This is a genomic window from Nocardia pseudovaccinii (assembly GCF_050942345.1).
Classification (GTDB): Bacteria; Actinomycetota; Actinomycetes; order Mycobacteriales; family Mycobacteriaceae; genus Nocardia; species Nocardia pseudovaccinii.
In genome coordinates this window covers 9,463,519-9,486,144 of the sequence record NZ_CP192074.1, presented here as the reverse complement: position 1 = coordinate 9,486,144, position 22,626 = coordinate 9,463,519, and the positions used below count along the sequence as shown (strand labels likewise).

Here is a 22,626-nt window from a genome sequence, read left to right as displayed (position 1 = left end):
CGATGCCCGATCGCGTCCGGGAGACGCAGGCGCAGCGGCGCTCGCGCATGCGCACGCGGCTCCTGGACGCCGCGGTGGAGAGTCTGGTCGAGGTCGGCTACGCGGGTACCACCACGCTCGAGGTGCAGAATCGGGCCGGGGTGCCGCGCGGCACATTGCAACACCACTTCCCGACCAGGGCGGACCTGCTGGCCGGTGCCGTAGAGCATCTGGCCGAGCGTCGATTCGCCCAGCTGACAAGGGAATTCGAGGCGATCACGGCCGACGCCGATCGCCTCGAAACGGCGGTCGAGCTGACCATGCGCATGTTCACCGGGCCGTCATTCTGGGCGGCGCTGGAGATGTGGGTCGCCGCGCGCACCGATCCGGAACTTCTCGCGGCCTTCCTGCCGCTGGAGTATCGACTGTTCGACCTGATGCACAACAGCATTCGCGACATCTTCCGTCAGGAATTCCCGGACGATCCGCGCGTGCCGACCATTACCGAATTCACCATCGAGATCATGACCGGTCTCGCCATGCGCGTGCTGCTCACCGGCGACCTGGACCGGAACCGAATCCTGCGGCACCGCTGGGGAAATGCGGTCCGGATCCTGCTCGGCGAGGCGGATCCGGCAACGCTGACGCGAGCGGTCAGGGATGTGGGCTGATGGTGTCGAGCAGAACCTGCGCGCACCCGGCCGGATCGTCGAAGAACGGGGTGTGGCCGCTGCCGTGCAGCGTGACGTGGCGGGCATTGGGCAGCACGGTGCGTGCCTTCCTGCTCTGGGTGGCGTAGGTCAGCAGGATATCCCGGTTGCCCCAGGCGATGGTGACGGGTATGTCGGCCAGCGCACCGATTTCGTGCAATTTCGCATCGGTGAAGGAAGCGAGGGCGGGCTCGAAGCCGGGTGCGTCGGCCGCGTCGGCGGCGGTGTCGATGGCCACCTGTGGATCGAGCGCCCACGGCTTGCCGAAGATCAACGTCAGAAATGTGGTGCGGCCCGCGGCGGTGCCCAGCACATCGGGCAGCCACCGGCGCAGCACCCGGGCGAGTTGGCGGGATTTGCCGAGCGACTGTTGGCACCACACGCGGCCGGGGGTGTCCCAGAATCCGATCGGTGAAAAGGCCGTGACCGAGCGGGCCGCGCCGCGTGCGCCGAGGTTGAGGCTGATGAGTCCGCCCATCGAATTGCCCGCCAGGTGCGGGCGCTCGATGCCCTGTTCGCGCAGGAAGTCGGCGAGCGCTTCGGTGAGGGTGTCGACGGTGGTGTGCTCGATCGGCGCGGACCCCGCGAAACCGGGCAGATCGACGGCGATGACGTCGAAGGATTCGGCGAGAGTACCGATGATCGGCTCCCACACCTGCCAGCGGCTGCCTACGCCGTGCACCAGGACCAGCGGTTCCCCCGCGCCCACCCGGTGGTGGTTCAACGTCGTCATATCTGTGACCGTACAGCGATTCGCAGCCGTCGGACCGAGATTTCCGGCCACGACCGGATCGGATTTCCGCTGGCAGTCGGCCGAAACGGCGGTACGATAAATGGTATGGCAACGCGTAAGGTCACCCTTTCGCTGGACGCGGCGTCCTGGGCCTTCGCCGAACAGGCGGCGGCCCGCGCGGGGATGTCGCCCTCGGCGTGGATATCGAAAGCAGCGCGTCGCGAAGCAGTGCGGACCGGTGTCGGTTCGGTAGCCGATGTGACGGCCCTGGCCGCGGCGGACGAAGCGGAGCTCGCCGCCGCCGAGGAGGCGATGCGTGCGCAGGGGTGAACTGTGGCTCTATCACCCACACGGTTCGCCGCGGCACCGTACCGTCGTGCTCATCAGCAGTGATGGCATCAATGAATCACCGAGGCAGTGGCTGATCGCCGCCGAGGTCGTCGACGAGGATCCGCAGGACATTCTGGCTGTGCCCGTGGAGCGGCACGGTTGGGTGCATGCCGGGAATATCGGTCGCATCTATCGCGGCTGGCTGGCCGAGCCCATCGATGAGATGGAAGCGGATGCGCTGGATCGGTTGGATACCGCATTGCGCGCGGCCATGGACCTTTAACTTACTTTCCGAATGGGAAGCCGCTCGCTCGGCTACCGCTGGGCGTCGTACGGCATTATCGTTGCGGCGCCACCGGCGGTGGCCGTAGATACATACTGAATCGAGAAGAGGAATCAGGTGCGGACCTTCCTGATCGCCGCAGCGCTCGTCGCGCTGCCGGTGCTGGCGGCGTGCGGTAACGACAAGGCCGCGGACCAGCCCGCGGTAACCCAAGCGGACCTCTCCAAGTCGCTCCAGGACAAGGGGCTCAAGGACAGGAACCTGGCCGACTGTGCCGCCAAACTCTATGTGGACCAAGGCATTTCGCAGGCGGGCCTGCGCAAGATGGTCAGCGACGAATACGACGCCAAGGCCGCCGACGCGAATAACTTCGGCATGAGCCAGTCCGATGCCGACAAGGCCCGCGAGGCCAACACCAAGATCTTCACCGAATGCCGCTCGAAATAGCGGGTTGATCAGCCTTTACGCGCCCCGGACCCGTTGGGTTCGGGGCGCTTTCGGCCGACTGGTCAGGCGGCCGCGCAGTGTGTCGACGGTGCCGGAATGACCAGGTCGATGAGATAGCGGTCGGCCGCATTCGTCGTGCAGGGTGTGCGGTCGTAGCTCCCGTGGCCCCAGCCGTCGTAGGTGAGCAGGGTGGAGTTGGGGATCTGGGCGGCTACTCGAGTTGCCCATTCATACGGGGCGGCCGGGTCGTGGCGGCCGTTGATGACGAGAATCGGTGGGGCGCCATCGATCCTCGGGCGGTGTGGCGGATTTTGTGCAGCGGTCGGCCAAGCGGAGCAGAGAGTGCCTGCGGCCCAGGCGAAATGGGCACGCAGCGTCGGGGCGGCGGCATTCTGCTCATGCCATTGCCTGATCCAGTCGTCCTGATCGGCGATATCGAATTTCCAATCGGCACATACGAAGGCCTCCGGCGTTGCCGCCGGTCGGCCTGATCGCTGGACCGCGGCGGATTGCACCGGGGTCGCCGGTTGAGCGGCCAATGCCTGCAGATCGACGGTCAAACCCGGCCAATCGGGGCGGTAAAGCCGTTGTGTCACTTTGATACTCAGATCGATCGGGCCCATTGCCCGGTTCGGATCCGCCGAGTCGTGCAGTGTTCCTTGTGCGGCCCGGTCGAAAAGGTCGCCGTAGATCCGGTGCACATCGGTGCCGTGCAGTGCACATGTCCGGTCGCGTTCGCACCACGCCGCGAATTCGTCGAAAGCGTCTTGGCCACCGCGTGCCTCGGTGGCGAAGAATCCGCGGCCGTCGAGGCTGTGATCGTCCACGCTGTCCATCAGCAGTGCGCGCAGCCGCTGCGGGAACAGTTCCGCATACGCCTGCGCGAACATGGTCCCGTACGACCGGCTGTAGACGCTGAACCGATCGACTCCGAGCGCAACCCGCAGCGCCTCCACATCGCGCGCGACGCTGACGGCATCCAGATGGTCGACGAGGGCACCGGTATGCTCCCGGCAACTCGCTGCGAAATCTCTTGCATAGGAACGAATTTCGTCGAGCCGACCACCGAGGTCGGGCACCATGTTCGGCCGGTGCGCGGCAAGTCCGCCGTCGCAGCGCAGCGGGTGACTACGCTGCACCCCACGCGGATCGAGACTGACGATGTCGAATCGCGCCCGCAGCTCCGGTGAGAACCTCCCGCCTTTCAGGAGGTCATCCACCCCGGAGGACCCGGGGCCGCCGGGTAGCGCGACCAGCGTCCCCACCTTCCGCGCCGGATCATCGGCTTTGTCCCGGATCACGGCGATATCGATCGTCGCACCATCGCGATCGGCCCAATCGATCGGCACAGTGACTGTCGCACAGTCGAATCCGTCATTCTCCTGGCAGGATCGCCAATTCAGCGTGGGTGTCGGACTCGATGTGGAAGTACAGGCGACCAGGGTGGCCGGTACCAGCGCGGCCACGATGGCGGCGCTGAACATAGTGCGGCGGAAGACCATGGCGCCGATCGTCACCTCGGCGCCTACCCACCTGCATCCCTCCGTCGAGCCATCCCGCACTAACACTCCGGTACTGCGGGGGCTGCACCCGAATGGCTGAATCTGCTGGTGGGGAAGGGTTTCGGCGACAGTGGCGGCAGAGGAAAAGGCCCCCGGCAACTTGCCGGGAGCCTTGCGCGAGCCGATGACGGGAATCGAACCCGCGCTGTCTGCTTGGGAAGCAGAAGTTCTACCATTGAACTACATCGGCAGACCCCGAAGGGTACGTCCGAGACTGTAGCAGAATCGTCCGGCGGCCGGTAAAAGTCCAGGTAGATGTCGCTGACCTGCTCTGATGCGGACAGGCAGTGGCGACCCGCCGGTGGCCGCCGGAGCGTGGTCGGCGCCGACACCCGGCCGCGATGCGCGGCGCAGCGAACTCACCGCGTCCGGCAGCTGTGTGATGGAATATCCTTTCGAAACCGATTCACCGATTTCCATGAAAAGCGACGATCGCAATGCGGCTGGCATGTGTTAACAATAGAATCGAATTTATATAGATTTGCCGTCTTTGTATTGCAATTCGGCTGGTTTATACATCGCGTGTATTATTGGCGTTTAGGGCATTTGGTCATGGGATCCGGGGGCGAAGGTCCCTGTGTGGCAACATGTTGCATTCCGCCTGTCGATGCGCCATGCCTCTCGAAGGAGAGTCGGGAGATTCGCAGGTCGCCACCGCGAATCAGGTGAAAATTTCACGGTGCAGATTCCGTAATGTGGGTATACATCGGCGAATGATTCGGCTTAGACTGGCCGTGGTCGGGGTTAGAGGAAAGTTCAATGACCGTTCTGCGACCACAGCTTCGCCCCGACCGGGGGTTGAGCAGAGTAACCGAGCCGGACGTGTCAGCAATAACGCGGATACCGTTGTCCGCTGGGCAGCGTGGGTTGTGGCTGGCGCAGAAATTGAGTCCGGATGTGCCGATATGCGAGGCACAATATATCGAGTTGCGTGGCGATCTCGATGTTGATCTACTGCGCGAAGTCTCGATACGAGCCGGCCAGGAGTTCCAGTCTGGCTACCTGCGGCTGGTAGAGGTGGACGGCGAGCCGTACCAGTTGTTCGACCCGTTGCTCCATACGACCGGGCCGTTGATCGATGTGCGCGGCGAGCCGGATCCTGTTGCGGCGGGCTTGGAGTGGATGCATCGGGAGTACACCAGACCGCTCGACATGACGCGGGACCGGTTGCTCGGATCGGCGATCGTGCAGGTCGGGGACCATCATTACCTGCTGTACCTCAAAATCCACCATGTCGCGTTGGACGGCTACGCCGGAGTGCTGATCGCGAACCGCATCGCCGCGCTGTACACGGCGGCGGTACAGGAACGGACACCGGAGCCGAACCGAGCGGCGGACGTGCGCACGCTCTTCGAGGCCGACCGCAGCTATCGGGAGTCGAAGCGATTCGCCGACGACAAGGAATACTGGCTGAACAGACTCGCCGATGCGCCGGACGAGTCCAGTCTGGTCGCCGGGCACGCAGCTGCCCGCGCGGACAGTACGGTCGCCACCGCCGAACTCTCGCCGGTGACGGTACAGCGGATCGGTGATTCCGCGAAAGCGCTGAACGCGAGTCCGGCCGCGGTGGTGATCGCCGCATTCGGCTGCTATCTGGCCCGGATGACCGGCCGCGACGAGGTCATGGTCAATATCCCCGTTTCGGGCCGCACCAACGCCGTACTGCGGCAGTCCGGCGGGATGTTCGTCAATGTCGCACCCCTTCCACTCGCGCTGGGGCCGGGCGATACCGCGGCGACATCGACGCGGCGGGTGCAGTCCGATCTGGTCGGGGCATTGCGCCACCAGCGGTGCGGCCTCACCGATATCCGTGCGGCCGCCGGATACCACGGCGGACAGCGACGTTTCGCGGGCCCGGTAGTCAATGTCATGTTCTTCCACCAGGAGATCCGGTTCGGAACGATGAGCGGGGAGTTCCATATCCTCAGCTCGGGGCCGGTCGACGATTTGCTGATCGACCTGTATCAAACCGGGGACCCGCCGCGCACGATCCTGCACTTCCTCGCCAATCCCGACCTCTATACCGACGCCGAACTGTCAGCACACTGCACCAGATTCGGGGAGTTCCTCGATGCGTTCGCGGCCGATCCGGACGCCGCGCTCGAGCAGATTCACCCCGCCAGCATCCGTGATGGCGCCCTGATCAAGCGTCGCCGAGAGAATCTGGCGTTCTGGCAAGCCGCGCTCGCGGATCTTCCCGAGGAGCTTCACCTGCCGTTCGACCGGCCGCGGCCGGAGGTGCCGACGAATCGCGCCGCCACCGTACGGTACCCATTGCGTGCCGAACTGGTTCCTGCGTTGGAACGGTACGCGCGGCAGCACAACTGGTCACTGTTCACCGCGATCCATGGCGCGCTGGCGGTGCTGCTCGCCCGGCTGAGCGGAACCACCGACATTTCGATCGGCACACCGATCACCGCGCACGCTGGGGTCGCGCGCGACGAGGTCGCCGACGGGTTCGTCGATACTCCGGTGCTACGGACCGAGATCTATCTCGATGAATCGTGCAGCGACTTGCTCGGCCGCATCGAACAAGCCGATCTGGACGCCTTCGAACATGCCGATGTTCCGTTCGAGCAGGTGCTCGATGACATCGTTCCGCGGCGGTCCCGGCATCCGGTGTTCCAGGTGATGTTGGCGGTGCGGGATATGGAGCCGGATCCCGAACGGTCGGCGGTCGATCTGCCAGCTGAAGCATCCCGCTTCGACCTGCAGTTTCTCTTGTCGGCCGACCAGGACAGCGGCGCTGCGACGATAGCGGTCACCTACGCCGTCGACCTGTTCGACGCCGCGACCATCGATTCTGTTGCCCATCGGTGGATTCGGATTCTGGAGTCGATCGCCACCGATCCGAGTGTGCCTGTCGGGGCGATCGACGTTCTCGAACCGGCTGAGCGAGCTGATCTGCTGACCCGCTCCGGTGTCCCGTCGGCTCCGCCCACCACGTTGCCCGACCTGCTGACGGCGGCGGCTGCGCTCGATCCCGACGCCACCGCGATCGTGTGCGACGGACAACAGTTGAGTTACCGACAGTTGGACGAACGTTCCAGCCGGTTGGCTCGCCAGCTCATCCAGCGCGGCATCGGACCGGAAGACATTGTCGCGATCGGAATCCCACGCTCCGCGGACTCCGTGCTCGCGGTGTGGGCGGTCACCAAAACGGGAGCCGCCTTCCTGCCGATCGACCCGACCCACCCCACCGAACGCATCACCCACATGATGACCGATTCGAAAGCAGCAATCGGTCTGACCGTGACATCTGTCCGCGCACAGCTACCCGACAGTACGGACTGGTTGATATCGGACAACCCCGGCACTTCCGACGACCAGCCGACCACAGACGGTCGGCCCGTCACCGACGACGACCGGGTTCGTCCGTTGCGGATCGACGATATCGCCTACGTCATCTACACCTCCGGATCGACCGGACTACCCAAGGGCGTCGCGGTCACCCACCGCGGACTCGCCAACTGCGCCGCAGAACATCGGGCTGCGATGGGCGTCGAACCCGGCTCCCGGACATTGCATCTGGCGTCACCGAGCTTCGATGTGTCGGTGCTGGAGATGCTGCTGCCCTTACCTGCTGGTGCGGCCATGGTCATCGCACCCGACGACGCATACGGCGGGGACGAACTCGCCGCACTGCTCGACCGCGAGCACGTCAGCCACGTCCTGGTCACACCTTCGACACTGGCCACCATCGACCACACCCGTTGGCCACTACCGGATCTGAAGTATCTGATGGTCGGCGGCGAGGACTACGGCACCGAACTGGTCGAGCGCTGGGGCGTCGACCGCGTCGTGCTCAATGAGTACGGTCCGACCGAAACCACTATCGCCGCGACACTGATCTCGCCGTTGGCGGCCGGAGAGGTGGTCACGATCGGTGGTCCGGTCCGCGGGGCCTCGGTATGGGTTCTCGATCAGCGGTTGCAACCGGTTCCGGTTGGTGTGGCCGGTGAGTTGTATATTGCGGGTGATCTCCTCGCTCGCGGGTATCACCTCCGGGCGGCCACCACGGCCAGCCGGTTTATCGCGTGTCCGTGGGTGCCTGGTCGGCGTATGTATCGCACTGGTGATGTCGTGCGCTGGACCGGCAACGGAGCGATTCAGCACCTCGGTCGTTCGGATTTCCAGGTGAAGATTCGTGGGCTGCGTATCGAACTCGGTGAGATCGATACCGCCCTCGCTACCCACGAAACCGTCGCCTACGCGGCGACCATCGGTTATCGCAACGACGCCGGAACTCACAGACTCGTTGCGTATGTCGTGGCCGCACCGGGCCACGCCATCGACACCACGATGTTGACCGAGTACCTCACCGACCGGTTGCCGTCTTATATGGTGCCGTCCTCGATCATGGTCTTGGACCAGATTCCGTTGACACGGGCGGGCAAGCTGGACCGGAGGGCGTTGCCGAAGCCGGTTTTCGCCGACCGCAAACCCTTCCGAGCACCACAGACACCAACCGAACACGCGATCGCCCAGGCGATCATCGACGTATTGGGTATCGAGACAATCGGTCTCGATGATTCGTTCTTCGCCCTGGGCGGCGACAGCTTGGTCGCGACCCGCGTCGCGGCGCGACTCGGGGCCGCATTGGATGCCGAGATTCCGGTGCGACTGTTGTTCGAGGCGTCCACTGTCGCGGAACTCGCCACTCGCATCGAGCAGCATGCCGGTACCGGGCGCAGACGCCCGCCGCTCGTCGCCGGGCCGCGTCCCGATCTCGTGCCGCTCGCGCCTGCCCAACAACGGATGTGGTTCTTCAACCAGTACGACACCGCATCGGGCGCATACAACATGCCGATCGCCATTCGGCTGCGCGGCGACTTGAACATCGACGCCCTGCACGCGGCGGTTCTCGACGTGCTGGGCAGGCACGAGTCGTTGCGAACGCGGTATCCGGATCACCACGGAATGCTGATCCAGCTGATCGAGCCCGTCGAGAACGTGGATCGCGAGCTGATCGTGGTGCCGGTCGTGCCGAGCCGGTTGGTCGAGACGCTGACCGAATTCGTCGCCGACGGCTTCGATGTGACCAGCCAGGCGCCCGTGCGTGCCCGGTTGTTCCGCATTGTCGGCGGCGCGGAACCGGAATACGTATTGGCCGTCGTAGTGCACCACATCGCCGCGGACGGCTTCTCCATGGCGCCGCTGGCCCGCGACGTGACGGCCGCGTATGCCGCGCGGATCAGCGGCAGGGCCCCGGCCTGGACACCGCTGCCGGTGCAGTACGCGGACTACGCGCTGTGGCAGCAAGCGACCCTCGGCACACCCGATGATCCGGAATCGCTGTGCGCCGAACAGATCCGATACTGGACCGAGGCGCTGGACGGCGTCGCCGAGGAGCTTCGTCTGCCGTTCGACCGGCCGCGGCCGGTGGTGCTGTCGAATCGTGGCGCCACTCTCGATTACTCGGTGTCCGCCGGTTCGGTGCGGGCATTGGAACGGTTTGCGCGGCAGCATAATTCGTCGTTGTTCATGGCGATCCACGGCACGCTTGCGGTGCTGCTCGCCCGGTTGAGCGGCAGCACCGACATTCCGATCGGCACACCGATCGCCGGGCGCGGAATGGCCGCACTCGACGACATGATCGGCATGTTCGTCAATACCCTGGTGCTGCGGACCGAGATCGATCTCGACGAATCCTTCACCGACCTGCTCGGCCGGATCAAACAAGCCGATCTGGACGCCTTCGAACATGCCGACGTTCCGTTCGAGCAGGTGGTGGACAAACTCGTAGTACAGCGGTCCCAAGCGCGACATCCGCTGTTCCAGGTGCTGCTGGCGTTCCAGAATCTGGAACCGGTAACACTGCGACTTCCCGATCTCGAGTTGTCGGTGGTCGAGCTGCCCAACCAGGTCTCCCGGTTCGACCTGCAATTCATCCTGTCGGAAAACCATGACAGCGGCGATATGCGCGTTGCGGTCACCTATGCCACGGACCTGTTCGACGCCGCGACCGTCGATTCTGTTGTCCATCGGTGGATTCGGATTCTGGAGTCGATCGCCACCGATCCGAGTGTGCCTGTCGGGGGGATCGACGTTCTCGAACCGGCTGAGCGAGTCGATCTGCTGACTCGGTCCGGTGCGCCCTCGGCTCCGCCGACGACGTTGCCCGACCTGTTGGCGGCGGCCGCCGCGCTCGATCCTGAGGCCACCGCGATCGTGTGCGACGGACAACGGCTGAGTTATCGAGAGCTGGATGAACGTTCCAATCGGTTGGCTCGGCAGCTCATCCGGCGCGGTATCGGACCGGAAGATGTTGTCGCGATCGGCATTCCACGGTCGGCGGACTCCGTGCTCGCGGTGTGGGCGGTGACCAAATCGGGGGCCGCTTTCCTGCCGATCGATCCGACTTATCCGGCTGAACGCATCACCCATATGGTGACCGATTCGAAAGCGGCCCTAGGCATTACGGCCGGGGCCATACCCGCGCGATTGCCAGACGACACCGAGTGGGCGACGTTCGACAACCTCGACGAGGCCGACAGCGGTCCGATCACCGACGGCGACCGGGTTCGTCCATTGCGGATCGACGATATCGCCTACGTCATCTACACCTCCGGATCAACCGGACTCCCCAAGGGTGTCGCGGTCACCCACCGCGGAATCGCCAACTGCGCCAGCGCACTCGGAGCCGCCATGTGCGTCGAATCCGGCTCCCGGACACTGCATCTGGCGTCACCGAGCTTCGACGCGTCGGTACTGGAGCTGCTGTTGCCGTTGTCCGAGGGGGCGGCCATGGTCATCGCGCCGACGGATGTCTACGGCGGTGATGAACTCGCCGCGTTGCTCGACCGCGAGCACGTCAGCCACGTTCTCATCTCACCTTCGGCGCTGTCGACCATCGACCACACCCGTTGGCCACTACCGGATTTGGAATACCTGATCGTCGGCGGCGAAGACCACGGCAGTCAGTTGGTCGAACACTGGGGCGTCGCCCGGACGCTGATCAACGACTACGGCCCAACCGAAGCCACCGTCACCGCGACGCGGAGCCCTTTGACGGCCGGAGAGGTGGTCACGATCGGTGGTCCGACCCGCGGGGCCTCGGTATGGATTCTCGACCAGCGGTTGCAACCGGTTCCGGTCGGTGTGGCCGGTGAGTTGTATATCGCGGGTGATCTGCTCGCCCGCGGATATCACCGGCGCGCAGCCACCACCGCCGGCCGTTTCGTCGCCTGCCCGTGGGCACCCGGTCGGCGTATGTACCGCACCGGTGATGTCGTGCGCTGGACCGGCAACGGAGCGATCCAGCACCTCGGCCGATCCGACTTCCAGGTGAAAATCCGCGGCCTGCGTATCGAACTCGGTGAGATCGATACCGCCCTCGCTACCCACGAAACCGTCGCCTACGCGGCGACCATCGGTTATCGCAACGACGCCGGAACTCACAGACTCGTTGCGTATGTCGTGGCCGCACCGGGCCAGACCATCGACACCACGATGTTGACCGAGTACCTCACCGACCGGTTGCCGTCCTATATGGTGCCGTCCTCGATCATGGTCCTGGACCGGATTCCGTTGACACGGGCGGGCAAGCTGGACCGGAGGGCGTTGCCGAAGCCGGTTTTCGCCGACCGCAAACCCTTCCGAGCACCACAGACACCAACCGAGCAGATCATCGCTGGAGCCTTCGCCGACATACTCGACGCCGACACGGTCGGGCTCGATGATTCGTTCTTCGCCCTGGGCGGCGACAGCATCATGGCGATCCAGTTGGTGGCCCGAGCCAGGTCGGCCGGTGCGACGTTCTCCGCACGCGACGTGTTCGAGCGGAAAACGATCGCCGGATTGGCCCAGGTCGCAGCCCACGACAGCACCGCAGCCGCCCAGTTGACGGAACTGCCCGGCGGCGGCGTCGGCACGGTACCGCTGACGCCGATGATGCGAAGGCTGCTCGAACGGTCAGGTCCGGAGTTCGCCCGCTACTCGCACGCGATGATGCTGAATCTGCCGATCGGAATCGACCTGGAGCGGTTGGCGAAAACGGTGCAGACGGTGCTCGACCGGCACGACATGCTGCGCGCGCGGCTGTGTTCGGACGACGATGGCCGCCGGACGTGGGATGTGCTGCCGGTCGGCACGATTCGTGCCGCCGATGCCATCCACCGGGTGCCGATGCCGGGAAGCGCCGAGTTCCGGACGTTCGCGGCGGCGGAGCTGACTTCCGCTGCGGCCCGGCTCGATCCGGACGCCGGGATCGTGCTGCGGGTGGTCTGGTTCGATCCGGCGAATCCGGCCGAACCGGGCAGGGCTCTGGTGCTGGTGCATCAATCGGTGATCGATCGGGTTTCCTGGCGGGTACTGGTGTCGGACCTCGCGGCCGCGTGGGCGCGGATCGAGTCCGGCGAGCCACCCGAGCAGGCCCCGGCCGGGACCTCGATGCGCAGGTGGGCGTATGGGCTGGTCGAGGCGGCCCGGCGGCCGGAGCGGGCAGCCGAGCTCGAACTGTGGCGGGCGATGGCCGACCGGCCCGATCCGATGATCGGGTCGCGGGCCCTCGACCCCGCGATCGACGTGGTCGCGACTACTCGGGTGGTTGAGGTCGAGCTGTCCCCCGAGGTGACAGAGGCGCTGTTGACCGACGTGCCCGCGGCATTCCACGGCGAGGTGGGCCACGGGCTACTGGCTGCGCTGGCGGTTGCGCTGACGAAGTGGCGGCGCGAACGGGAACCCGCGGCCACGGGGCTGACGGATGTGGTGATCGGTCTCGAAGGGCACGGTCGGGAGGAGGGCGTTGTCCCGGGCGCGGACCTGGCCCGGACGGTCGGCTGTTTCACCACGAGTTTTCCGGTGCGTCTGGATCTGTCGGGCATCGATATCGACGACGCATACGCGGGCGGGCAGGCCATCGGCGCAGCGGTCAAGTCCGTCAAGGAACAGCTGCTCGCCGTCCCGGACCACGGGATCGGCTACGGCTTGCTGCGGTATCTCGACGAGGACACCGGCGCGCTGCCGACGCCGCAGATCGCCTTCGACTACGTCGGTCCGTCCTCCAGCGGGGTTCCCGAAGGGGAACCGGCGGTCGGATGGCGGCCGGTGGACGGCGACGAGTTCACCTATGCGCAGGATCCGGATAGGCCGGTTTCGGCGGTACTCGACATCAATGTCCGTGTTCGTGACGACGGACGAGGGCCGCGTTTGCGGGCCATCTGGTCCTATCCCGCCGAGTTGCTCACCCCCGAGGAGGTGCGTGCGGCGGCGGAGTCCTGGCGCCGGGCACTGACCGCGTTGGCGAGCAACGTCCGCCTGGCCGGTAGCGGAGGACGGACACCATCCGATCTGGATCTGGTCCGGCTCGGGCAGACCGAAATCGAGCGACTCGAGCACCGATACCCGACGCTGAGCGATGTCTGGCCGTTGACGCCGTTGCAGGAGGGGCTGCTGTTCCACGCGTTGGTGTCCGAGGAGTCGGTGGACGCCTACCTGACCCAACTGGTCGTCGAATTGCGAGGTCAGGTCGATCCGGAGCGGCTACGCAGAGCCGGACAAGTGCTACTGGACCGGCATGCGAATCTGCGCGCCGCCTTCGACACCGATGTCGGACCGGTGCAGGTGGTCCAGGAAGATGTCGAGGCCGCCTGGTCGGAGCTGGACCTGTCCGACCTCGATGACAGTGCCCGCGATCGCGAGTGGGAGTTGCTCCTGGCCGCGGACCGGGCAACCAGGTTCGATCCGGCGCGTGCCCCGCTGCTGCGCTGGATGCTGGTCACCACCGGGCCGCAGCATTATCGGCTGGTACTGACCAATCATCACCTGCTGCTCGACGGCTGGTCGACGCCGCTGCTCCTGCGGGACTTGCTGGTGCTCTATGCCACCGACGGCGATGCGACCGTGCTGCCCGAAGTCCGTCCGTACCGGGACTTCCTTGCCTGGATCGCCGGGCAGGACTCGGCCGCTGCGCTCGACGCGTGGGCCGGCGCGTTCGACGGCGCCGAGGAGCCGACGCTGGTAGTGCAGGCCGATCCCGGCCGCCGCTACACCGAATCACGCGATGTGCCCGGCGATTTGACCGAGGAGCAGACAGCGGCGCTGACGAATCTGGCCAGAACCCGCGGCGTCACCCTCAACACCGTGATCCAGCTGGCATGGGCAATTGTGTTGGGCACGTTGACTTCTCGGGACGATGTGACGTTCGGCGCCGTGGTCTCCGGACGGTCACCGCGGATCGAGGGCGTCGAATCGATGATCGGACTGTTCATCAACACCGTGCCGGTGCGCGTCCGTCTCGACGCCGCCGAGAGTCTGGGACAACTGCTCGACCGAATCCAGACCGAACAGGCGGACCTGCTCGAGCACCAGTTCGTCGGCCTCACCGAAATCGAGCGGGTGGCCGGGCCGGGGGCGGTGTTCGACACGATGACGGTGTTCGAATCGTTCCCGATCGACCGTTTCGGGCTGACGGCGCAGACCGATATCGCGGGGATGCGAGTAGTCGATGTCACGGGCGCGGACGGCGCGCACTATCCGCTGGGAGTGGTCGCGCGGATCGACACCCGGCTGCACCTGAAGATCAAGTACCTGCCCGAACTCTTCGACCACGACACGATGACCGAGACCCTGCAGCGCATCCTGCGCGTGCTCGGAGTCGTCGCAACCGATCCGGAGCTGCCGCTGGCCCGGCTGAATCTGCTTTCACCCGCGGAATACCGGGAGTTGACGCCGGTATCGGGCTCCCCGGCGGTGCCGGGGCGAATGCTGCCGGAGCTGTTGGCGGCGACGGTGCGGCGGGATCCGGGGGCAATCGCGATGGTGTACGAGGATCGGCGCTGGACCTACAGCGAGCTCGATGCGCAGTCGAATCGGTTGGCACGGTTGCTGATCGATCGAGGTGTGGGGCCGGAGGCCAATGTGGCGGTGGGGCTGCCGCGATCGGTCGAGTCGGTGCTTGCGGTATGGGCGGTGGCGAAGTCGGGGGCGGCATTCGTGCCGATAGACCCGCAGTATCCGATCGGCCGGATCGAGCACATGCTCACCGATTCCGGTGCAGCGGTGGGAATCACCTTGGCACAGTGGCGGTCTCGATTGCCCGGATCGGTGCCATGGCTGGTCCTCGACGAGGCGGCGGTCGAAGCCGAGGCGTCGGCGGCGTCGTCGGCGCCGGTGACCGATGCGGAGCGAACACGGCCGATCCGGCTCGATCATGCGGCGTACCTGATCTACACCTCCGGTTCGACGGGTGTGCCCAAGGGCGTGGTGGTGTCGCACCAAGGGTTGGCCGACTTGGTGGCCGAGCTGTGTTCGCGGTTCGATATCGAGCCGGGTGCGCGGGTGCTGCATGTCGCGTCGCCGAGTTTCGATGCGGCCGTGCTGGAACTGCTCTGGGCGTTCACATCGGGTGGGCGGCTGGTGATCGCGCCGCCGACCGTCTACGGCGGGAACGAGCTGGCGCGGATCCTGTCGAGCGAGCGGGTGACCCATGCCGCACTGACGCCGACGGCCTTGGCGACCGTCGACCCGGCCGGGTTGGAGAACCTCGAGACGGTCATGGTCGGTGGCGAAGCGCCCCCGCCCGATCTCGTGTCACGGTGGGCGCCGGGCCGGAGATTTTTCAACACCTACGGTCCGGCCGAGGCCACGATCCAGACCGACGCCAGCGCGCCGCTGGTGGCAGGTGAGCCGGTGACGGTCGGCGGACCGATCCGCGGGGTCGGGCACGTCGTGCTCGACGCCTGGCTGCGGCCGGTGCCCGTCGGAATTGTCGGCGAGCTGTATCTCACGGGCCCGGCTCTGGCTCGTGGTTACCGCAACCGGATGGGGCTGACGGCCTCGCGCTTCGTCGCCGATCCGTTCGCGGAGGAGGGGCGGCGGATGTACCGGACCGGTGACCTGGTGCGCTGGCTGCGGCTGCCGGAGGGGAATCTGACGCTCGACTATGTGGGCCGGGCCGACTTCCAGGTCAAGCTGCGTGGTTTCCGCATCGAACTCGGCGAGGTCGAATCGGGCCTGCTGGCCTGTGCCGGTGTCGCACGAGCGGCCGCGACCGTCCACCGGGGCACAGTCGCCGGTGACCGGCTGGTCGGGTACGTGGTGCCCGAGCCCGGCGCCGAGCTCGACCCGTCGGCGATCCTCGCGTTCGCCGAACAGCGGCTGGCCCCGCACATGGTGCCCGCGACCGTGGTGGTGCTCGACACCTTGCCGGTGACGGCGAGCGGCAAGCTCGACCGCGCCGCGCTACCCGAGCCGGACTTCACTACCGGCCGGGCCGAATTCCGGGCGCCGGTCACCGAGGTGGAAAGGACGCTGGCCGGACTGTTCGGCGAGGTATTGGGCATCGACAGGGTCGGAGTCGATGATTCGTTCTTCGCCATGGGCGGCGACAGCATCATGTCGATCCAGTTGGTGACCCGAGCCAGAGCAGCCGGTGTGGTGTTCTCCACACGGGAGGTATTCGAGCGGAAAACGGTTGCGGGACTGGCCCAGGTCGCAGTCCAGGACAGCACCGCGGCGGCCGCTCTTCCGGCGGAGCTCCCCGGCGGCGGCGTCGGCCGGGTACCGCTGACGCCGATCATGTGCTGGATGTTCGAACGCGGCGGATTCGACCATTTCTGCCAGTGGGTGATGCTCACGCTGCCGAGCGGTATCGACGTCGACGGGATCGAGGCCACCGTGCAAGCGGTGATCGATCAGCACGACATGCTGCGGGCCCGATTGCAGCCGGAGCCGACGCACCCGTCCGGGTGGGCATTGCGGGTGCGGCCTACCGCGACGATCGCCGCCGGACTGATCCGGCGCGTGCCGGTGGCAGCGGCGCCGGACAGCGCCGCCTTCGCCGCGATCGCCGACGCCGAGGCGCACGCGGCCGCCGAACGACTCGACCCCGCCGCGGGCATCGTGCTGCAGTTGGTCTGGTTCGACTGGGCGCAACGGCCGGGACGGCTGCTGGTTGTCGTACATCACTTGGCCGTCGATGCGGTGTCGTGGCGGATCCTGATTCCCGACCTCGCCACGGCATGGGCCCAGATCGATGCCGGGCAACAGCCACGGCTCGCGCCCGTCGGCACCTCGATGCGCCGCTGGGCGCACGGCCTGAACGCCGCCGCCGAGAGCCTCGATGAGCTCGGCTGGTGGCGATCCACGCTGGGTGCCGCCGATCCGCCGCTCGGCGCCCGCCCGCTCGACCCCGAACTCGACGTGCAGGCCACCGTCGCGACCGTAGAGGTGACACTGCCGACCTCGGTGACCCGCGCTGTGCTCACCACCCTGCCCCAGGCGTTCCGCGGCAGTGTGGACGACGCCCTCATCGCCGGGCTCGCACTGGCACTGGCTCGCTGGCGGCAGCGTCACGGCGACAACGTGATCGAAACGCTGCTCACGCTCGAAAGCCACGGCCGCCACGACACGGTGCTCCCCGGCGCCGACCTCACCCGCACGGTCGGATGGTTCACCACCGCCTACCCGGTGCGGCTCGACCTGTCCGGCATCGATATCGACGACGCATTCGCCGCGGGTGCCGCGGCGGCGGCGGTCGTCAAATCGGTCAAGGAACAACTGCGCGAGGTCCCCGACCGTGGGATCGGCTACGGGCTGCTGCGCTACCTCAACGCCGATACCGCCCCCATCCTGCGTGCGCTGCCTGCCCCGCAGGTGAGCTTCAACTATCTCGGTCGTCTGGACACCGTTCCCGAGGCGTTGCGCGACAGCGGATGGCTGCCCGCCGATGGCGACACCGGCGGCGGCAACCAGAATCCCGACGCGGCCGCGGCCGCCGTGCTCGGCATCAACGCGGTCACCACGGATACCTCGGACGGCCCCGCCTTGACCGCCGCCTGGGACTACCCGTCCGGCGTGCTCACCTGCGCCGAAGTCACCGACCTCGCCGAACTGTGGCGCGACGCCGTGACGGCTCTGGCTGCCCACGCGTCCCGACCCGGTGTCGGCGGGCTGACCCCTTCCGATGTCGGCCTAGTCGATCTCGACCAAGCCGCGATCGACCGGCTGGAGACCCGGCACCAGGCGCTGGACGACATCTGGCCGCTCACGCCGCTGCAGGCGGGACTGCTGTTCCATGCCCAGCTCGCCGATGGCGCCCTCGACGCCTACATCGTGCAACTCCGTATCGAACTCGCCGGGCGCGTCGATGCGGACCGGCTGCGCCGCGCCGCGCGGACTCTGCTCGGACGGCACCCGAACCTGCGGACCGCGTTCGTGCGTGACGGCGCCCGCGACCCCGTCCAGGTGGTGTACCGGCATGTCGACGTGCCGTTCGCCGAGGTCGACCTAGCCGAGCACGACGACACCGCGGCCGCGCTCGAACAGGTCATGGCCGACGACCGCCATTTCGATGTGACCGCAGCGCCGCTGCTACGACTGACACTGATCAGGATCGCCCCCCAGCAGTACCGGCTGGTGTTGAGCATGCATCACATCCTGATCGACGGCTGGTCCACACCACTGCTGATCCGGGAACTGCTGATCCTCTACGCCGCCGACGGCGACGCCGCGGCACTGCCTCCGGTGCGTCCCTACCGCGATTACCTGATGTGGCTGACCAGCATGGACCGGACCGGTGCGGAAACCGCGTGGGCACAGGCACTCGAGGGGGTCGCCGAGCCGACTCTGCTGGCCCCCGAGGACCGCGGCCGCCGAACCACCGCCGCGGGGCGCGAAGTGCGCGTGCAGCTGAGCCAGGACCACACCGCGGCCCTGGTCGAGGTGGCTCACCGGCACGAGACCACCCTCAACACCATCGTCCAAGCGGCCTGGGCGCTCGTGCTCGCCAACGCGACCGCCCGCGACGACGTGGTCTTCGGCACCACCGTCTCCGGGCGTCCGCCACAGCTTCCCGGCATCGAATCGATGATCGGACTGTTCGTCAACACCGTGCCCGTGCGGATCCGGCTCGACCACCGCGAAAGCGTCGCCCAGCTGCTGCGGCGAATCCAAACCGAACAAACCGCGCTGCTCGATCATCACCACCTCGGACTCGCCCGGATCCAACAGGTGGCCGGTGCCCGCGCGATGTTCGACACCGTGACCGTCTTCGAGTCCTACCCGGTGGACCGCGCCGGGCTGTCCGAAGACATCGACATCGCCGGAATGCACGTCCGCGGCATCGACGGACGAGACGCCGCGCACTATCCGCTCGGCCTGGTCGTGCACCACGACACCCGGCTGCACTTGACCTTCGAATACCTGCCTGAACTGTTCACTCGACAGCAGATCGACGCCCTCGCCGACCGGGTGCTGCGCGTGCTCGACACCGTCGCCGCGCATATCGATCTCCCACTCACCGAACTGCAGCTGCTCTCGCCCGCCGAGCAGGCCGCACTGGTGCCCGTCCGCGGTCGGCCCGGCCCGGTGGCGTCGGTACTGCCGCAGGTGTTGTCGGATGCGGTCGCGATGACGCCCGGCACGGAAGCGCTGGTCTGCGACGGCGTTCGGCTGTCGTATCGCGAACTCGACGAGACCTCCAACCGCTGGGCGCGCGTATTGATCGATATGGGAATCGGTCCGGAAGCGATGGTTGCCGTGGCGCTTCCGCGCTGTGTCGACGCTGTCATCGCTGTGTGGGCGGTCGCCAAGTCCGGCGGCGCGTTCGTGCAGATCGATCCCACCCACCCGCGCGACCGGATCACGCGCATTCTCAACGATTCCGGTGCCGCGGTCGGGCTGACCCTGGACACCTATCGAGAGCAGTTGCCCGGCGCGCTCGAATGGCTCGCCCTAGACGATCCCGCCTTCGTCGCGATGACGGCGGAGACCGACCCGAGGGCGATCGATGACGCCGAGCGCGCAACCCCGCTACGCCCGGAGCATCCGGCCTACCTGATCTACACCTCGGGCTCCACCGGGACTCCCAAAGGAGTGGTTGTCACTCATACCGGGATAGCGAATCTGGCCACCGAAATACGGGAGCGGTTCGGCCTCACCCCGGCCTCTCGGATGCTGGCCGCCGCTTCACCCACCTTCGACGTCTCGATCCTCGAATGGTTCAGCGCGACCGCCACCGGCGCCACCCTGGTCGTGGCCCCCGCACCGGTAGTCGCGGGCGCCGCACTGGCCGAGTTGATCAATGCCGAACAGGTGACCCATGCCGCCGTGACTCCCACCGTGCTCGCATCACTGCACGCCGACGAAGTCCACACCCTGGACACGCTGATCCTGGGCGGCGAGACCTGTCCACCCGATCTGGCGGCACAGTGGACGCCGGGCCGCACCGTGCTCAACGCCTACGGGGCTACCGAAACGACAATCGTCAGCTGCGGCCATGCTCCTTTGACCACGACCGCGGGCGGCCCGATGACAATCGGCGGGCCGGTGCTCGGATTCACGGCCGTCGTACTCGACCGCAGATTGCGCCCCGTCCCGCCCGGAGTAGTCGGCGAACTGTACGTGTCCGGACCGGGCCTCGCCCGCGGCTACCATCGCGAACCCGCAACCACAGCAGCCCGATTCATCCCGGACCCGTACGGACCGGCCGGGACACGCATGTATCGGACCGGCGACCTCGTCAGCTGGACTACCGATCGAACACTGCGATTCTCCGGTCGCAGCGACCTACAGCTCAAGATCAACGGCCACCGCATCGAACCCGGCGACATCGAAGCCACACTCCGCGCCCACCCCGACATCGACCATGCCGCCGTCACGGTGCACACCGGCCCCAACGGAAGCACTCAACTCGTCGGCTACGTCGTGCCCGCTCCCGGCAGCACGACCGACACCGCCGCACTGACCGCCCACCTCGCAACGCGACTAGCCACGCACATGATCCCCACGGCCATCCGCACGGTCGACCGGATACCCCTCACCCCGACCGGCAAAGTCGATTACCAGGCCCTACCCGCACCCGATTGGCGACCCGCCCGGTTCCGGCCGCCGTCCACCGCACTCGAGGGCACCGTCTGCGACGCCTTCACCAGGAGCCTCGGCATCGAGCGGGTCGGCCTCGACGACGGCTTCTTCACCCTGGGCGGCAACTCGCTTGCCGCGGCCGAACTGGTGGCGCGCCTTGCCGAGTCGACCGGTGTCGACGTGCCGGTTCAGTGGATCTTCACCGATCCGACGCCCGAGTCGCTGGCCCGCCGCATCGACATGCGCCGTCGCGGGCTCGACGAGCAGGACAGCGATGCGCTGTCCGTCCTGCTCCCGCTGCGCGCCGCCGGAAACGAGCCGCCGCTGTTCTGCGTCCACCCCGCCATCGGATTGGCTTGGGGTTTCAGCGGACTCGTGCAGCACATCGATCCCGACCGTCCCGTGTACGGGGTGCAATCCCCAGCATTCAGCGATGCCACCGCGGAGTTCGAGACGCTCGACCAACTCGCCGCCCGCTATGTCCAGGAGATCCGGGCCGTCCAGCCGCACGGGCCGTACCACCTGCTCGGCTACTCGCTCGGCGGCACCATCGCGCACGCGATCGCGGTCCGACTCCGCGGCGAAGGTGCGTCCGTCGCCACCCTGGCCATGATGGACACCCGCGTCGTCACCGGCGACACCGTCCGTGTGCCCACTCCTTCCATCGGACAGCTGCTCGCCGAGTTCGCCGGACTCGATGTGCCACCGGGCGCGGCCGATCTCACCGCCGCGGCCGCGGCCGAACTGCTCCACCGGCAAGGCGGACTCTTCACCGCGGTGACCCCCGAGCACCTCGTGATCCTGCACGACGACTACACCCGGCTCGTCGACCTCACCTGGAACTACCGGCCGACTCCCTTCGACGGCGACCTGATCTACTTCAGCGCCGCCGCCCACACAGACGAAGGTCCCTCGCAGGCCCTCGCATGGCACAACCTGATCAATGGCCGTATCACCGACCATCACATTCCGGTCCGGCACGAGCGGATGATCGAACCCGAGTCGCTGCGCGCGATCGGACTCGTCCTCACCGAGCACTTCCGCTCAGCCCGGACCACCCCGATGGAACCCGCCACCTCCGCAAGGACAAGCCGATCATGAACCCGCACCGAATCGTCGGGACACGTTCCGGCATCGAGCCGGTCAACCTATTCGCGCCCGATCCGGCGACGCATATCGATCTGCATCCCCGTGCTGCCGAATTGCGTAGGTGGACTCGCGAATACCTGTGTCGGCCGCACCCCGATCTCGGCCGGTCCGGTCCGGTCTGTCCCTACACCAACCACGCCATCGCGAACCACTCGCTCTGGGCCGCATTCTTCGCGGGTACTTCCGTGGACGCCGAGTGCCTGACCGCGATCATCGACGATCTGTACGACATGTTCCCCGCCCTGCCACCCTGGGATGAACCCGATTGCAAGTTCAAGGCCGTCCTCGCGGTGTTCCCGGACCTCACCGACTACGCCGACATCGACGCGGTGCAGCATGACCAGAAGTCTCGGTTCGTCGCAAAGGGTCTGATGCTCGGCCAGTTCTATCCGGGCTGCACCGTCCCGGGGCTGCGCAACCCGGCCTTCCCCGCACTCGACGCGCCCCTGCCCATGCTCGCCATTCGCCATATGGCCGCCACCGACTTCCCGTTCCTCAGCTCCCGCCATGAATGGGTGGACTCCTATCTCAAAATATTCGCACCCGCGATCCCCAAGTTCATCACCAGCGCCATGTCCGACAGACTCGTGCAGACAACCGAAGCCTCGGACGGAAATCACTGAGATC

At 66.6% G+C, this 22,626-nt stretch carries 8 protein-coding genes and 1 tRNA gene; 6 read left to right on the top strand and 3 right to left on the bottom strand.

Translation table 11 applies throughout. The annotated features are described in order from the left end of the window. The first annotated feature begins 2 nt into the window (after window positions 1-2). Window positions 3-650, top strand: coding sequence for a TetR/AcrR family transcriptional regulator (locus tag ACQPZ2_RS42540; RefSeq protein WP_433523482.1), 648 nt, complete (start codon window positions 3-5; stop codon window positions 648-650). Here ACQPZ2_RS42540 and ACQPZ2_RS42535 read toward each other — a convergent pair. After that, window positions 634-1,422 carry an alpha/beta fold hydrolase gene (locus ACQPZ2_RS42535; RefSeq protein ID WP_433523481.1) on the bottom strand — a complete coding sequence of 263 codons (789 nt, stop codon included), beginning with the start codon at window positions 1,420-1,422 and terminating at the stop codon, window positions 634-636. The genes ACQPZ2_RS42540 and ACQPZ2_RS42535 overlap by 17 nt on opposite strands. A 105-nt stretch (window positions 1,423-1,527) precedes the next feature. Between ACQPZ2_RS42535 and ACQPZ2_RS42530 the strand changes: the two genes are divergently transcribed. The 3 genes from ACQPZ2_RS42530 (at window position 1,528) to ACQPZ2_RS42520 (ending at window position 2,482) form a co-directional block, all read left to right on the top strand. Further along, complete coding sequence (locus ACQPZ2_RS42530) at window positions 1,528-1,752, top strand: hypothetical protein (protein ID WP_433523480.1); 225 nt, start codon at window positions 1,528-1,530, stop codon at window positions 1,750-1,752. After that, a complete protein-coding gene (locus tag ACQPZ2_RS42525; RefSeq protein WP_433523479.1) occupies window positions 1,739-2,035 on the top strand; it encodes a hypothetical protein in 297 nt (98 codons plus the stop codon). Before ACQPZ2_RS42530 ends, ACQPZ2_RS42525 begins: the two co-directional genes overlap by 14 nt. A gap of 117 nt (window positions 2,036-2,152) precedes the next feature. After that, on the top strand, window positions 2,153-2,482 hold the full coding sequence (locus ACQPZ2_RS42520) for a hypothetical protein (RefSeq protein ID WP_433523478.1): 330 nt from the start codon (window positions 2,153-2,155) through the stop codon (window positions 2,480-2,482). Window positions 2,483-2,544: 62 nt separating this feature from the next. Here the strand turns inward: ACQPZ2_RS42520 and ACQPZ2_RS42515 are convergent, their stop codons facing one another. Together ACQPZ2_RS42515 and ACQPZ2_RS42510 are read right to left on the bottom strand one after the other, a co-directional pair. Then, window positions 2,545-3,999: an alpha/beta hydrolase gene (locus ACQPZ2_RS42515; protein ID WP_433523477.1), complete on the bottom strand. Its 1,455-nt coding sequence runs from the start codon at window positions 3,997-3,999 to the stop codon at window positions 2,545-2,547. A gap of 164 nt (window positions 4,000-4,163) precedes the next feature. After that, window positions 4,164-4,234: transfer RNA gene (locus ACQPZ2_RS42510), tRNA-Gly, on the bottom strand. A 632-nt stretch (window positions 4,235-4,866) separates the two neighbouring features. Here ACQPZ2_RS42510 and ACQPZ2_RS42505 point away from each other — a divergent pair. Continuing rightward, the gene (locus ACQPZ2_RS42505; protein ID WP_433523476.1) at window positions 4,867-21,951 is read left to right on the top strand and encodes an amino acid adenylation domain-containing protein; all 17,085 of its coding nucleotides are present in this window, start codon (window positions 4,867-4,869) and stop codon (window positions 21,949-21,951) included. After that, window positions 21,948-22,622: a DUF6875 domain-containing protein gene (locus ACQPZ2_RS42500; RefSeq protein WP_433523475.1), complete on the top strand. Its 675-nt coding sequence runs from the start codon at window positions 21,948-21,950 to the stop codon at window positions 22,620-22,622. Before ACQPZ2_RS42505 ends, ACQPZ2_RS42500 begins: the two co-directional genes overlap by 4 nt. Window positions 22,623-22,626: the final 4 nt, after the last annotated feature.